A 13,692-nucleotide genomic window follows, 5' to 3' on the forward strand; every position below is an offset into this window, starting at 1 on the left:
GTAAAGCAAAGCCGTTTAGAGAGGAAGGACTCGTGGAACAGACGCTCACCGCCTGGCTGCTACCCGCCATTACCCTGGTAGCTGGCATTGCCATTGGCTTCCTGATTGCCCGCCTGGCACCCAATGCGGCCCCCAGCCGTACTCAACGCCAGCTGGACGAAATCCAAGAACGCTTCGACACCTACCAGAACGAGGTGGTCACCCACTTCAACACCACCGCCAATCTGGTGAAAAAGCTCAGCCAAACCCAGCTCGATGTGCAACAGCACCTGTCCGAAGGCGCTAATCGCCTGGCCCTCGACGAGCTGACCCGCCAACGCCTGCTGGCCACCTTGCATACGGAAGACAGTGGCGAGAAGCGCGAACGCCTGAAAGCCCCAGCCCACCAAGAGATGCCCAAGGACTACGCCCCGAAAGGCGCCGATGTACCCGGCATGCTGGATGAGAACTACGGCTTGAAGAAAAAGTAAGCGCTGCTCAGCGCCGCCGCATCTGGCGCTTAAGCCGACAATAAAAAGCCCCGCACTTGGCGGGGCTTTTTAATACGCAGCGGATTTAGATCGCGCCACGCTCACGCAGCAGTGCCAACACCTGTTTGACGCTTTCCTCCACCGACAGCGACTGCGTATCGATCACCAGATCGGCATTCAGCGGCACGTCGTAGGGGAAAGACTCACCCGGGATATTATCGCCACCGGCCGCATACAGGCCCTGCGGGTCACGCTCGGCGCAGACTTGCGGCGAAGCCTGCACATACACGGTGATCAGCCGCTCGGCACCCAGCAGCGCCTTGGCCTGTTCACGGCCTTCAGCATCCGGCGCAACGAAAGCCGCCAGGGTCAGCAGGCCAGCTTCGTTGAACTGCCGGGCCACGTGCGCGGCACGCCGCCAGTTCTCGGTACGCCCGGCACGATCCTGCGGCAGGCCCTTGTTCAGGTCATGACGTAGGTTCTGGCCATCCAGCACATACACCGCGCGACCGGAGTCGAACAGCTTGCGCTCCACGGCATAGGCCAGGGTGCTCTTGCCCGCACCAGACAGGCCGCTGAACAACACGGTGGCGGGCTGCTGGCCGAAGCGCGTGGCACGCTCTTCAGTCGACACATGGGCCAGCGGACCATGATGGCCGCTGTTGCCGCCTACCGGCTCGGCGATGATCATGCCGGCACCGACGGTGCCGTTGGTCAGGCGGTCGATGACGATAAACGAGCCGGTGGTGCGGTTATGTGCGTAGCCGTCCAGCGCGATCGGCGCATCCAGAGCGAGGCGCACACGGCCGATTTCGTTGAGCTGCAAGCTGCTCGCCGCGCCTTCCTCCAGGGTATTCACATCCACCCGGTGGGCGATGCTGGCAATCGAGCCCGGCACATAGCTGGTGGCGCGCTTGATGTCGTACTTCTTGCCCGGCAGCATCGGCTCTTCAGCCATCCACACCAACATGGCGTCGAAACTGTCGACCACCTGTGGACGGTTGTCGCCGTGCACCAGCATGTCGCCACGGGAGACGTCGATCTCGTCTTCCAGGGTGATGGTAATGGCCTGACCGGGACCGGCCTGCTCCAGCTCACCTTCAAAGGTGACAATCGATTTGACCTTGCTGCCCTTGCCCGACGGCAGCGCGATGACTTCGTCACCCTTGCGCACGATGCCGCTGGCCAGGGTGCCGGCGAAACCACGGAAGTTCAGGTTCGGACGGTTGACGTACTGCACCGGGAAACGCAGGTCGTCAAAGTTACGGTCACCCGCCACTTCAACAGTTTCGAGAATTTCCATCAGCGACTGACCGGTGTACCAAGGCGACTGCTCGCTCTTGTTGACCACGTTGTCGCCCTTCAGCGCCGACATCGGCACAAAGTGCATCGAGCTTGGCTTGAAGGCAATGCCTTCGACAAACGCCAGATAATCGGCCTTGATCTGCTCAAAAACGCCCTGATCGAAGCCTTTGAGGTCCATCTTGTTGACCGCGATGACGATGTGCTTGATGCCCAGCAACGAGGCAATAAAGCTGTGGCGCTTGGTCTGCGTCTGCACGCCGTAACGGGCGTCGATGAGAATGATCGCCAGGTCGCAGTTGGAGGCACCGGTGGCCATGTTGCGGGTGTACTGCTCGTGGCCGGGGGTGTCGGCAATGATGAATTTGCGCTTGGTGGTGCTGAAATAGCGGTAAGCCACATCGATGGTGATGCCCTGCTCGCGCTCGGCCTGCAGGCCGTCGACCAGCAGCGCCAAGTCGACCTCTTCACCGGTGGTGCCGACTTTTTTCGAGTCTTTGGTGATGGCGTCCAGATGGTCTTCATAGATCATCTTGGAGTCATGCAGCAGGCGACCAATCAGGGTGCTCTTGCCGTCGTCGACGTTGCCGCAGGTAAGGAAGCGCAGCAGCTCTTTACGCTCGTGCTGGCCCAGATAGGCGAGGATGTCCTCACTGATCAATTCGGATTGATGCGACATATTAACCCCTGCTTAGAAATAGCCCTGACGTTTCTTCTCTTCCATCGAGCCGGATGAGTCATGGTCGATGACTCGCCCTTGGCGCTCAGAGGTCTTGGCCAACAGCATTTCCTGAATAATCTCCGGCAAGCTGGTTGCCGTGGACTCCACCGCACCCGTCAACGGGTAGCAGCCGAGGGTACGGAAGCGCACCATCTTTTTATGGATGCTGGCTTTTTGCTCGGGGGTGAGGTGCTCGAGAATGCGCTCGTCGTCGATCATGATCAGCGCACCATTCATCTCGATCACTTCGCGCTCGGCAGCGAAATACAGCGGCACGATCGGGATGCTTTCCAGGTAGATGTACTGCCAGATATCCAACTCAGTCCAGTTGGACAGCGGGAATACGCGGATCGACTCGCCCTTTTTGACGTTGCCGTTGTATACATTCCACAGCTCGGGACGCTGGTTCTTCGGGTCCCAGCGGTGCTTGCTGTCGCGGAACGAGTACACCCGCTCTTTGGCACGGGACTTTTCTTCGTCGCGGCGCGCGCCACCGAAGGCTGCGTCGAAGCCGTACTGATCCAGTGCCTGCTTGAGGCCCTCGGTCTTCATCACGTCGGTGTGCTTGGCACTGCCGTAGGTGAAGGGGTTCATGTCCTGCGCCACACCATCGGGATTGATGTGGGTGATCAGGTCCAGGCCGTACTCGTTGACCATCTTCTCGCGGAAGCTATACATCTCCTGAAACTTCCAGCGCGTATCAACGTGCATCACCGGGAACGGCAGCTTGCCCGGAAAAAACGCCTTGCGTGCCAGGTGCAGCATCACGGCGGAGTCTTTACCGATGGAATAGAGCATTACCGGGTTGTCGAATTCGGCGGCCACTTCACGAATGATGTGGATACTTTCCGCCTCCAGCTGTTTCAGGTGGGTCAGTTTATCGAGCATGGCTACTCACGAATGGCGATGTGTTTAGGCCGGCGGGCCGTGGACTAGACGGCACTCTAGCACAGCACCTTCGTCTAATCAGGAGCCTGGTTAGATCGAAAAGATCTAGGTTTATATCGGCAAAAATATGCACCTATAACCCGCTGACGATCTCGCGAACTCGAGCCAGACCAGGCAAAAATCACCGAGGGCACGAAGGCTTCTGGTTGCAAATTAACCGCCCGAGGTCATGTTTAACCCCGGATTGCCGCCGTGTAGCAGGTCGTATGCGGGTTCTCAGATAGGGTTGGGACAATCAATAAACAGGTGCTCGATGGCAAAGCGCCGCGCCAGATAATCGCCCAGCGCCTGCACGCCGTAACGCTCGGTGGCGTGATGGCCGGCGGCGATAAAGCTGACGGCGTTTTCGCGGGCGCTATGGAAGGTTTGCTCAGAGGCTTCTCCGGTCAAATACAGGTCGACCCCGGCCGCGATGGCCTGATCGATATAGCCCTGACCACCGCCCGTGCACCAGCCCACGCGGCGGATCATGCCATCGCCTTCGACCAACAGCGGTTCGCGGCCGAGCACCTGCTGCACATGCTGCGCGAAGTCCTGCGCGGTCATGGCCTCAGCAAGCGAGCCAATCAGGCCCACGGTACGCGGATTATCGGGCTCCAGCGGGCCTTCCACGGTGATACCCAGCTGGGCGGCCAGCTGCACGTTATTACCGACTTCGGCGTGCACATCGAGCGGCAGGTGATAGGCCAGCAGACTGATGTCGTTAGCCAGCAGGGTTTGCAGGCGGCGACGCTTCATCCCGGTGACGCAGGGGTTTTCGCCTTTCCAAAAATAACCATGGTGCACCAGCACCACGTCGGCATCGGCCTCGACGGCGGCGTCGAGTAGCGCCTGGCTGGCGGTGACGCCACTGACGATGCGGCGTACCTGCGGCCGACCTTCAACCTGTAAGCCATTGGGGCAGTAATCGCTAATACGCGCGGCGTTAAGATAGCGATCGGCTTCTTCCACCAGAGTCGCCAGGGCAATGGCCATAAAGTGTCCTTAATCAAGCGTTACGAGGCGCTGCTTTATTGTCAGTCGCTTCTCTATAATGGCGCACCTTAAGGGGCGCACTTGCCGCCCTGCAACCCTCAGGATTGTTTCAATGCTCAAGGCCCTACGTCCCTTCGGCTGGCCCCTGCTGGTCGGCGTGCTCCTGGCACTGCTGATCATGCAGTATTTTCCGCAATGGGTCGGTTTACCGAGGCAGGACGTGCACGTGCGCCAAGCGCCCTTCTACAGCCGCATGCAGGAGGGCCCGGTGTCCTATGCCGACGCGGTCACCACCGCCTCCCCTGCGGTAGCCAACCTGTACACCACCAAGTTCGCTAAAAAGCCGAGCCATCCGCTGTTCGAAGACCCGCAGTTCCGCAAGTTTTTCGGTGACAACCTGCCCAAGCAGCGGCGTATGGAGTCGAGCCTCGGCTCGGCGGTGATCATGAGCCCGGAAGGTTACCTGCTGACCAACAACCACGTGGTCGCCGATGCCGACCAGATCGTCGTGGCCTTGAAAGATGGCCGTGAAACCCTGGCACGACTGATTGGCAGCGACCCGGAAACCGATCTCGCAGTATTGAAAATTGATCTGCCTGACCTGCCGTTCATCACCCTCGGCCGCTCCGACAACATCCGCATTGGCGACGTTAGCCTGGCCATTGGCAACCCCTTCGGTGTCGGCCAGACCGTGACCATGGGCATCATCAGCGCAACCGGGCGCAACCAGCTGGGCCTCAACACCTACGAAGACTTTATCCAGACTGACGCAGCGATCAACCCCGGCAACTCGGGCGGTGCGCTGGTGGATGCTTACGGCAACCTGGTCGGCATTAACACCGCGATCTTCTCCAAGTCCGGCGGCTCGCAAGGCATTGGCTTTGCCATTCCAACCAAACTGGCAATGGATGTGATGCAGGCGATTATTGAGCACGGCCAGGTGATTCGTGGCTGGCTGGGCATTGAGGTGCAACCCTTGACGCCAGAGCTGGCCGAATCTTTTGGCCTGGACGGTCGCCCTGGCATCGTGGTGGCCGGTCTTTACCGTGACGGCCCGGCGCAGAAAGCCGGCCTGCAACCGGGCGACCTGATCCTCAGCATCGACGGCGAGGCTTCCAGTGACGGTCGCCGCTCGATGAATCAGGTGGCGCGCACTAAACCCGGCGATACGATCAGCATCGACATCCTGCGCAACGGCAAGCCACTGCAATTGACCGCAGAAGTCGGCGTAAGGCCGCCCGCCAACGGCAACTGACCCGACACCGCCCGCCGCACCACTCGCGCCGTGCTGCCCCAGGCAAGCCGATGACTGGCCGGGACCATTGACGCGAAATAAAAAAGCCGGAGCGCTGCGGCGCTCCGGCTTGGTTAACACGCACTCATTACAGGCCTTGCAGGGCATCCAGTAACGCCTGGTTCTGCTCCGGCGTGCCGATGGTGATGCGCAGAAACTGAGCAATACGCGGCTGTTTGAAGTGGCGCACGATCACCCCCTGCTCACGTAAACCAGCAGCCAGCGTCGCCGCATCTTTATCCGGATGGCGGGCAAACACGAAGTTCGCCGCTGACGGCAGCACCGCAAAGCCCAGCTTTTCCAAACCGCCGACTACCGCGTCACGGCTGTCGATCACCCGCTGGCAGGTCTCTTGGAAATACGCCTTGTCCTCGAATGCCGCCGCCGCTCCAGCAATCGCCATGCGATCCAGCGGATAAGAGTTGAAGCTGTTCTTGATCCGCTCCAGCGCCTCGATCAGGTCTGGATGACCGACCGCGATACCCACGCGCAAACCGGCAAGCGAGCGCGACTTGGACAACGTCTGGCTAACCAGCAGGTTCGGATACTTGTCCACCAGGCTGATCGCTGTCTCACCGCCAAAGTCGATATACGCCTCATCGACCAGCACCACCGTATCGGTGTTCGCCTTGAGTAAACGCTCGATGGCGTCCAGTCCCAGGGCGCAGCCGGTCGGTGCGTTCGGGTTAGGGAAGATAATGCCGCCATTGGGCCGCGCATAGTCTTCGACGCGAATCTGGAACTGCTCATCCAAAGCAATCTGCTCGGCGGCAATGCCGTACAAGCCGCAATACACCGGATAAAAGCTGTAGCTGATATCCGGGAACAGCAACGGCTGGCCGTGCTGAAACAAGCCGTGGAAGGCATGCGCCAGCACCTCATCGGAGCCGTTGCCGACGAACACCTGAGCGGTCTGCACGCCGTAATAATCGGCCACAGCCTGCTTCAAGCGGTCGCTATTGGGGTCCGGGTACAGACGCAGGCTGTCATTCAGCTCGGCCTGCATGGCCGCGATTGCCTTGGGCGACGGGCCGTAGGGGTTTTCGTTGGTGTTGAGCTTGACCAGCTTGGCCAGTTTCGGCTGCTCACCCGGCACATAGGGCACCAGGTCTTTGACGAAGGGGCTCCAGAATTTGCTCATCTGCCCTTCTCTCCTCGAATTCGTTGCGATCATCGACGGCGCTGATGGGTATCGCGGCGCTCAACCCATCCTACATTCGCCCGTTAGTTCTTGATGCGGTACTCGGCGCTGCGGGCGTGGGCGGTCAGCGACTCGCCACGGGCCAGCACGCTGGCGACCTTGCCCAACTCGGACGCACCCTCGGCTGAACAATGGATGATCGACGAGCGCTTCTGGAAGTCATACACCCCCAACGGCGAGGAATAGCGCGCGGTGCCGGAGGTCGGCAGCACATGGTTGGGCCCGGCGCAGTAGTCGCCCAAGGCTTCGGCGGTGTAACGGCCCATAAAGATCGCGCCGGCATGGCGAATCAATGGCAAGTATTGCTCGGGATTATCCACCGACAACTCCAAATGCTCCGGGGCGATGCGATTGGCCACTTCAATGGCCTGAGCCATATCCGCGACTTGAATCAGCGCGCCACGGCCTTCCAGGGAGGTACGGGCAATGCTTTCGCGCTCCAGGGTCGGCAGCAATTTGGCGATGCTTGCAGCGACGCGATCGAGGAAGGCGGCGTCCGGGCTGACCAGGATCGACTGGGCGTCTTCGTCGTGCTCGGCCTGGGAGAACAGGTCCATGGCGATCCAGTCCGGATCGGTCTGGCCGTCGCAGACCACAAGGATTTCCGAAGGCCCGGCGATCATATCGATACCCACCTTGCCGAACACGTGACGCTTGGCGGTGGCAACATAGATGTTGCCGGGGCCGACGATCTTGTCCACCGGTGGCACACTTTCGGTGCCATAGGCCAACGCGGCGACAGCCTGGGCACCACCGATGGTGAACACCCGGTCAACGCCGGCAATGCAGGCCGCCGCCAGGACGATCTCGTTGATCTCGCCACGCGGGGTCGGCACCACCATGACCACTTCCGGCACGCCGGCGACCTTGGCTGGAATGGCGTTCATCAACACCGAAGATGGGTACGAGGCCTTACCGCCCGGCACGTACAGGCCAGCACGGTCCAGCGGCGTGACCTTCTGCCCCAACACCGTGCCGTCGGCCTCGGTGTAGCTCCAGGAGTCCTGCTTTTGCCGCTCGTGGTAGCTGCGCACACGCTCGGCCGCCACTTCCAAGGCACTGCGCTGCTCTGGGGTGATGCGGCTCAGGGCCAACTCCAGACGCTCGCGCGGCAGGATCAGATCCGCCATGGAAGCGACATCCAAGCCGTCGAACTGCTTGGTGAACTCGACCAACGCGGCATCGCCACGCTCACGCACGGCCTTGATGATGTCGAGCACGCGCTGATTGACCGCATCGTCCGAGACACTTTCCCAGCTCAGCAGATGATCCAGATGCTGGGCAAAGTCCTGGTCAGCGGCATTGAGTCGGCGGATAGCGATAGGAGCGGTCATAGCGGGCCTCTTAATTGGCAAATGCTCGGGCGCCCGTAGAGTAACAACCACTCCGCGCGGGCACCTGAGAATTTTGGCTATAACGCGGATAGGCTAGGCCGCACAGGGGCGGCCATGAGACTCAGCGAGGGTGTCGTGCTTCGACTGCATCACGCAGGGTGTCGATCAACAGCTGGATACGTGCATGCTGCATCTTCATCGACGCCTTGTTAACCACCAGCCGGGAGCTGATCGTGGCGATCAGTTCCTGAGCTTCCAGGCCATTGGCACGCAAAGTGTTGCCGGTATCGACCACGTCGATGATCTTGTCGGCCAAGCCCACCAACGGCGCCAACTCCATCGAGCCGTACAGTTTGATGATGTCGACCTGACGGCCCTGCTCCGCGTAATAACGCTTGGCCACGTTGACGAACTTGGTCGCCACGCGCAGCCGGCCTTTCGGCTCAGGCGCGCCCACGGCCCCGGCGGTCATCAGCTTGCACTGGGCAATACGCAGATCCAGCGGCTCATATAAGCCCTGACCGCCGTATTCCATCAACACGTCTTTACCGGCTACACCGAGGTCTGCCGCGCCATGCTCGACATAGGTCGGCACATCGGTGGCACGCACAATCAGCAGGCGCACATCATCCAGCGTGGTCGGAATAATCAGCTTGCGACTTTTGTCCGGATTCTCAGTTGGTTCAATACCTGCAGCGGCCAGCAACGGCAAGGTATCGTCGAGAATCCGGCCTTTGGAGAGAGCAATAGTCAGCATGATATCAACCTGGCACCCGGCGAATCTTGGCACCCAGCATTTGCAGCTTCTCTTCGATGCACTCGTAGCCGCGGTCGATGTGATAGATCCGGTCGATCAGCGTGTCACCCTCGGCAATTAGCGCCGAGATCACCAAGCTGGCCGACGCACGCAGATCCGTCGCCATAACCGGCGCGCCCTTGAGCTTATCGGTGCCGGTGACGATGGCCGTGTTGCCTTCGACCTGAATCTGCGCGCCCATGCGAATCATTTCATGCACGTGCATAAAGCGGTTTTCGAACACGGTTTCGATCACCGTGCCGGTGCCCTCGGCAACCGCATTCAACGCAACGAACTGCGCCTGCATGTCAGTCGGGAACGCCGGGTACGGAGCCGTGCGCAGGTTCACGGCCTTAGGCCGCTTGCCATGCATATTCAGCTCGATCCAGTCATTGCCACAGGTGACTTCCGCACCGGCTTCCTGAAGCTTGGACAACACCGCCTCGAGGGTGGTCGGGTCGGTGTCCTTGACCTTGACGCGGCCGCCGGTGATCGCCGCAGCCACCAGGTAGGTGCCGGTTTCGATACGGTCGGGCATCACGCTGAAACGCGCACCGTGCAGGCGCTCAACGCCATCAATGATGATGGTGTCGGTGCCGGCACCGCTGATTTTCGCGCCCATGGCGATCAGGCAGTTGGCCAGGTCGACCACTTCCGGCTCGCGTGCAGCGTTTTCCAGCACGCTACGGCCTTTAGCCAGTGTCGCGGCCATCATGATGTTTTCGGTACCGGTCACACTGACGGTATCGAAGAAGAAGTGCGCGCCACGCAGGCCGCCCTCTGGGGCTTTGGCCTTGATGTAGCCAGCCTCAACATCAATGATCGCGCCCATGGCTTCGAGGCCACGGATGTGCAGGTCAACCGGACGCGAGCCGATCGCGCAACCACCCGGCAGGGCCACTTCGGCATAACCAAAGCGTGCGACCATCGGGCCCAGCACCAGGATCGAGGCGCGCATGGTTTTGACCAGCTCATAGGGCGCAACCAGGGTCTTGATCGCCCGCGCATCGACTTCAACGCTGAGCTTCTCGTCGATGATCGGCTCGATCCCCATGCGCCCGAACAGCTCGATCATGGTGGTGATGTCGTGCAGGTGCGGCAGGTTGCAGATAGTGACAGGGGCGTCGCCGAGCAGGGTCGCGGCAAGAATCGGCAGGGCAGAGTTCTTCGCCCCGGAAATGCGGATTTCGCCATCAAGGCGCACACCGCCGGTAATAATCAGTTTGTCCATGATTCTCTCGGTCTAGGAGCGCGCGGCCCAATCGGCACGGCTAAAGAATTTCATACTCACGGCATGGATGCTGCCATCAGCGATCCAGGCATTGAGGTGGGCGTAGATCTGCTGCTGACGCTTGACGGGGCTAAGGGCAGCCAACTCATCACTGATCAGGTTCAGCTGAAAGTTGCAGCCTTCGCCTTCAACTTCCACTTGGGTTTCCGGCAATTTAGCCTCAAGGAGACTTTTTACTTCTAAGGCCTGCATGCTCAACCTCGATCAATGCATCAATTAACGACAGCGGAGCGTACGCTCACGGGCCGAGCATCATACAAAAAAGCCCCCCGCCTGCGAACCCCGCATTCCTGCCAGCCGACCGAAACCAGAACGACAGTGGCTCACGCTTGCAGTGGCAGAATTTCCAAAAGACCACAAACGCCGGCAATTTCGTGCATGCCTTTGGGCAGGCTACTCACGCTTAATTTTTTACCGGCAGCACTGGCATCGCGCATAAAGGCCAGCAACAAGGACACACCCACGCTGCTGGACTTCGCCACAGCGCTGCAGTCGAGCACGCAAACAGCGGCTTGACTGTTCTTCAGCAAACGCGCCCCTTGCTCACGCAGCGCCGGGGCGGTCTGGTAATCCAACACCCCCGCCAGACTGAAAACACCTGGGGAGGCCTCGCTGATACTGGCCTGACTCACGATGCGTCCGCCCCCTGGCGCGCCTTGGCCACAGTTTCGGTCCAGTTATCGATGACCTTGTCCAGGTCATTGCGATTGTCCTGCATGGCCTGGGAGAACTGGTCGCGGAACAGCTTGCCGACGTTAATGCCGTTGATGATCACGTTACGCATCTTCCAGGTGCCGTCCTGGCTGACCATGGTGTAGGACAGCGGATAAACCGTGCCATTGCCGTCCTTGATTTCCATGTTGACCGAGGTGCGCCGCGGGTCCTGCTGACCGCTGACCGGCAGCACACGGATATCTTGATTGTTGTATTCCAGCAGGGCATTGCCATAAAACTGCATCAGGCTGCGCTTGAAGTTTTCCTGAAAACGCTGCATCTGCTCAGGCGAGGCCTGACGCGAATAACGCACGGTCATCACGCCGCGAGAAATGCCGTCAACATCCACGACCGGACCGAGAATGTTGTTCAGGGCGTCGTAAAACGCGCCCGGATCGGTGCGGTACTGCTCTTTGTTGGTTTTCAGATCAGCCAACAGTGTGCTGGTGGTCTGCTGCACCACATCATGGGCCGCCGGCGCGGCCAGCAGCGAAAAGGACATGGCTGCCAAGCAAACCAAAAGACTGTTACGCAGTGCCTTGATCATCTTCAGTTCCCCTATTAATTAGCCTGGTCTTTGTTGACTGAGTTGAGCAAAAACTTGCCAATCAGGTCTTCCAGCACCAGCGATGACTGCGTGTCGTGGATAGTGCCACCATCGCGCAGCACTTCTTCTTCGCCGCCCACGCTAATGCCAATGTACTTCTCACCCAACAGACCTGCGGTCAGAATCGAGGCGGTCGAGTCTGTCGGCAGATTATCCACGGCATCGTCCAGCACCATAGTGACGCGCCCCATATAGCTGCTGCGGTCCAGATCAATCGCGGTGACCTTGCCGATCGTCACGCCTGCCATGGTCACTTTTGATCTGACCGTCAAACCGGCGATATTCTCAAAGTGCGCATAAACCTTGTAGGTATTATCACCACTGCCTACGGTCAAGCCGCTAACGCGCAGGGCCAACAACAACAACGCCAACAACCCGGCCAACAGGAACAAGCCGACACCCACTTCCAGCGTGCGGTTCTGCATCAGAAATCTCCAAACATCAAAGCGGTCAGAATAAAGTCCAGCCCCAATACGGCGAGTGAGGCGTACACCACAGTCTTCGTGGTGGCACGACTAATCCCTTCCGACGTCGGCTCACAGTCATAGCCCTGAAACACAGCAATCCAGGTCACCACAAACGCAAAAACGATGCTCTTGATCACACCATTGAGCACATCTTCGCGAAACGAAACGCTGCTTTGCATATTGGCCCAGAACGAGCCTTCATAAACGCCCAGCCAGTCAACGGCGACCATCGCGCCGCCCCAGATACCGACCACACTGAAGATCATCGCCAGCAGCGGCATCGAAATAAAACCGGCCCAGAGCCGTGGGGCGACAATGTATTTCAGCGGATCAACGCCAATCATCGCCAGGCTCGACAGCTGCTCGGTGGATTTCATGTTGCCGATTTCCGCAGTCAACGCCGACCCTGCACGCCCGGCAAACAACAAGGCGGTGACCACCGGCCCCAACTCACGCAGCAGGGTCAGGGCGACCATCTGCCCCACCGCCTGCTCCGAGCCGTACTGGGCCAGGATGCTGAAGCCTTGCAGCGACAGCACCATGCCGATAAAGATGCCGGACACGACAATGATCGCCAGCGACATCACCCCGATCGAATACAGCTGCTTGACCAGCAACTGAAAGCCATTGCCGGTCGAGCTGCGGCCAAATAGTGCGTGCAGCAGAAATAGCCCGGAGCGCCCCAGCGTGGCCAGCACATCAATACCGGCACGTCCGAGCAGGCGCACCCGCTCGAGCACAGATGTTTTGCGCATCAGCGCTCCCCCAGCAAATCGTCGCGGTAATTGGCCGCAGGAAAATGAAACGGCACGGGGCCATCCGGAATACCCTGCATAAATTGCTTCACACGAGGGTCCTCAGAGGCCATCAATTCAGCCGGCGTACCATGCCCCAATACTTGGGTGTCGCCGACTATATAGAGGTAGTCGGCGATGCTCGCGGTTTCCGCCAGATCATGGGAGACCACGATGCTGGTGATGCCCAGCGCATCGCTGAGCAGGCGAATCAGTCGCACCAGAACACCCATGGCAATCGGGTCCTGACCAACGAAAGGCTCGTCATACATAAGTATTTGTGGGTCTAGGGCAATCGCCCGCGCCAATGCCACGCGACGCTTCATGCCGCCCGACAACTCATCCGGCATCAAATCCAAGGCACCGCGCAGCCCCACTGCTTGCAGTTTCATCAGAACGATGTCGCGGATCATCTCTTCCGGCAACTGGGTATGCACGCGCAGCGGAAAGGCCACGTTCTCAAACACATCCAGATCGGTAAACAGCGCCCCACTTTGAAACAGCACGCCCATCTGCTTGCGCATATCAAACAGATCGCTGCGCGACAGCGTCGGCAGGTTTACCCCATTAACCCACACCTCGCCCTCGCTGGGTTTAAGCTCAGCGGCGATTAGTCGCAGCAAGGTGGTTTTGCCGCAGCCAGACGGCCCCATAATGCCGGTGACCTTGCCACGCAAAAAACTGATATCGACGTTTTTGAAAATATCCCGCTCGCCGCGCTTAAAGCTCAGCTGCTTAAGCTCGACTGCATACGGGCTCTCGGCGCTCATCTGGACTC

The 13,692-nt window shown here is 59.6% G+C and carries 15 protein-coding genes; 2 read left to right on the forward strand and 13 right to left on the reverse strand.

Translation table 11 applies throughout. The features are described 5' to 3' along the window. Nucleotides 1-32 precede the first annotated feature (32 nt). Nucleotides 33-470: a DUF1043 family protein gene (locus tag Q0V31_RS02205; RefSeq protein WP_298184022.1), complete on the forward strand. Its 438-nt coding sequence runs from the start codon at nucleotides 33-35 to the stop codon at nucleotides 468-470. 85 nt (nucleotides 471-555) lie between these two features. Here the strand turns inward: Q0V31_RS02205 and cysN are convergent, their stop codons facing one another. From cysN to Q0V31_RS02220, 3 genes are all read right to left on the reverse strand, one after another. Further along, nucleotides 556-2,451: a sulfate adenylyltransferase subunit CysN gene (cysN, locus tag Q0V31_RS02210; RefSeq protein WP_298184024.1), complete on the reverse strand. Its 1,896-nt coding sequence runs from the start codon at nucleotides 2,449-2,451 to the stop codon at nucleotides 556-558. A 12-nt stretch (nucleotides 2,452-2,463) separates the two neighbouring features. Beyond that, nucleotides 2,464-3,381, reverse strand: a complete 918-nt coding sequence (gene cysD / locus Q0V31_RS02215) for a sulfate adenylyltransferase subunit CysD (protein ID WP_298184026.1) — start codon at nucleotides 3,379-3,381, stop codon at nucleotides 2,464-2,466. Between the two features lie 276 nt (nucleotides 3,382-3,657). Further along, a complete protein-coding gene (locus Q0V31_RS02220; RefSeq protein WP_298184028.1) occupies nucleotides 3,658-4,416 on the reverse strand; it encodes a Nif3-like dinuclear metal center hexameric protein in 759 nt (252 codons plus the stop codon). Between the two features lie 112 nt (nucleotides 4,417-4,528). Between Q0V31_RS02220 and algW the strand changes: the two genes are divergently transcribed. After that, a complete protein-coding gene (gene algW, locus Q0V31_RS02225; RefSeq protein WP_298184030.1) occupies nucleotides 4,529-5,671 on the forward strand; it encodes a Do family serine endopeptidase AlgW in 1,143 nt (380 codons plus the stop codon). A gap of 127 nt (nucleotides 5,672-5,798) precedes the next feature. On the opposite strand, the gene hisC is transcribed toward algW, so the two are convergent. The 10 genes from hisC to Q0V31_RS02275 all read right to left on the reverse strand — a co-directional run bounded on the left by hisC (nucleotide 5,799) and on the right by Q0V31_RS02275 (nucleotide 13,684). Further along, the gene (gene hisC / locus Q0V31_RS02230; protein ID WP_298184035.1) at nucleotides 5,799-6,851 is read right to left on the reverse strand and encodes a histidinol-phosphate transaminase; all 1,053 of its coding nucleotides are present in this window, start codon (nucleotides 6,849-6,851) and stop codon (nucleotides 5,799-5,801) included. Nucleotides 6,852-6,934: 83 nt separating this feature from the next. Then, complete coding sequence (hisD, locus tag Q0V31_RS02235) at nucleotides 6,935-8,245, reverse strand: histidinol dehydrogenase (RefSeq protein WP_298184038.1); 1,311 nt, start codon at nucleotides 8,243-8,245, stop codon at nucleotides 6,935-6,937. Between the two features lie 121 nt (nucleotides 8,246-8,366). Next, nucleotides 8,367-9,002: an ATP phosphoribosyltransferase gene (gene hisG, locus Q0V31_RS02240; RefSeq protein WP_298184040.1), complete on the reverse strand. Its 636-nt coding sequence runs from the start codon at nucleotides 9,000-9,002 to the stop codon at nucleotides 8,367-8,369. Between the two features lie 4 nt (nucleotides 9,003-9,006). Then, entirely contained in the window at nucleotides 9,007-10,272 is a 1,266-nt protein-coding gene (murA, locus tag Q0V31_RS02245; RefSeq protein WP_298184042.1) for a UDP-N-acetylglucosamine 1-carboxyvinyltransferase, read from the reverse strand. Nucleotides 10,273-10,284: 12 nt separating this feature from the next. Beyond that, nucleotides 10,285-10,524, reverse strand: coding sequence for a BolA family protein (locus Q0V31_RS02250; protein WP_298184044.1), 240 nt, complete (start codon nucleotides 10,522-10,524; stop codon nucleotides 10,285-10,287). A gap of 131 nt (nucleotides 10,525-10,655) precedes the next feature. Then, nucleotides 10,656-10,964 carry a lipid asymmetry maintenance protein MlaB gene (locus tag Q0V31_RS02255; RefSeq protein ID WP_298184046.1) on the reverse strand — a complete coding sequence of 103 codons (309 nt, stop codon included), beginning with the start codon at nucleotides 10,962-10,964 and terminating at the stop codon, nucleotides 10,656-10,658. Then, nucleotides 10,961-11,593, reverse strand: a complete 633-nt coding sequence (locus Q0V31_RS02260; protein WP_298184049.1) for a phospholipid-binding protein MlaC — start codon at nucleotides 11,591-11,593, stop codon at nucleotides 10,961-10,963. Before Q0V31_RS02260 ends, Q0V31_RS02255 begins: the two co-directional genes overlap by 4 nt. Before the next feature lie 14 nt (nucleotides 11,594-11,607). Then, complete coding sequence (mlaD, locus tag Q0V31_RS02265; RefSeq protein WP_298184051.1) at nucleotides 11,608-12,078, reverse strand: outer membrane lipid asymmetry maintenance protein MlaD; 471 nt, start codon at nucleotides 12,076-12,078, stop codon at nucleotides 11,608-11,610. Next, entirely contained in the window at nucleotides 12,078-12,875 is a 798-nt protein-coding gene (mlaE, locus tag Q0V31_RS02270; RefSeq protein WP_298184052.1) for a lipid asymmetry maintenance ABC transporter permease subunit MlaE, read from the reverse strand. The genes mlaD and mlaE overlap by 1 nt, the downstream gene beginning before the upstream one ends. Beyond that, on the reverse strand, nucleotides 12,875-13,684 hold the full coding sequence (locus Q0V31_RS02275) for an ATP-binding cassette domain-containing protein (protein WP_298184054.1): 810 nt from the start codon (nucleotides 13,682-13,684) through the stop codon (nucleotides 12,875-12,877). Before Q0V31_RS02275 ends, mlaE begins: the two co-directional genes overlap by 1 nt. Nucleotides 13,685-13,692 lie beyond the last annotated feature (8 nt).

This window comes from uncultured Pseudomonas sp., assembly GCF_943846705.1.
Classification (GTDB): Bacteria; Pseudomonadota; Gammaproteobacteria; order Pseudomonadales; family Pseudomonadaceae; genus Aquipseudomonas.

Bases quoted from the DNA above. Each gene is read 5' to 3' on its own strand.
- cysN (WP_298184024.1), bottom strand. From the start codon at position 2,451: ATGTCGCATCAATCCGAATTGATCAGTGAGGACATCCTCGCCTATCTG.
- cysD (WP_298184026.1), bottom strand. From the start codon at position 3,381: ATGCTCGATAAACTGACCCACCTGAAACAGCTGGAGGCGGAAAGTATC.
- Q0V31_RS02220 (WP_298184028.1), bottom strand. From the start codon at position 4,416: ATGGCCATTGCCCTGGCGACTCTGGTGGAAGAAGCCGATCGCTATCTT.
- algW (WP_298184030.1), top strand. From the start codon at position 4,529: ATGCTCAAGGCCCTACGTCCCTTCGGCTGGCCCCTGCTGGTCGGCGTG.
- hisC (WP_298184035.1), bottom strand. From the start codon at position 6,851: ATGAGCAAATTCTGGAGCCCCTTCGTCAAAGACCTGGTGCCCTATGTG.
- hisD (WP_298184038.1), bottom strand. From the start codon at position 8,245: ATGACCGCTCCTATCGCTATCCGCCGACTCAATGCCGCTGACCAGGAC.
- hisG (WP_298184040.1), bottom strand. From the start codon at position 9,002: ATGCTGACTATTGCTCTCTCCAAAGGCCGGATTCTCGACGATACCTTG.
- murA (WP_298184042.1), bottom strand. From the start codon at position 10,272: ATGGACAAACTGATTATTACCGGCGGTGTGCGCCTTGATGGCGAAATC.
- Q0V31_RS02250 (WP_298184044.1), bottom strand. From the start codon at position 10,524: ATGCAGGCCTTAGAAGTAAAAAGTCTCCTTGAGGCTAAATTGCCGGAA.
- Q0V31_RS02260 (WP_298184049.1), bottom strand. From the start codon at position 11,593: ATGATCAAGGCACTGCGTAACAGTCTTTTGGTTTGCTTGGCAGCCATG.
- mlaD (WP_298184051.1), bottom strand. From the start codon at position 12,078: ATGCAGAACCGCACGCTGGAAGTGGGTGTCGGCTTGTTCCTGTTGGCC.
- mlaE (WP_298184052.1), bottom strand. From the start codon at position 12,875: ATGCGCAAAACATCTGTGCTCGAGCGGGTGCGCCTGCTCGGACGTGCC.
- Q0V31_RS02275 (WP_298184054.1), bottom strand. From the start codon at position 13,684: ATGAGCGCCGAGAGCCCGTATGCAGTCGAGCTTAAGCAGCTGAGCTTT.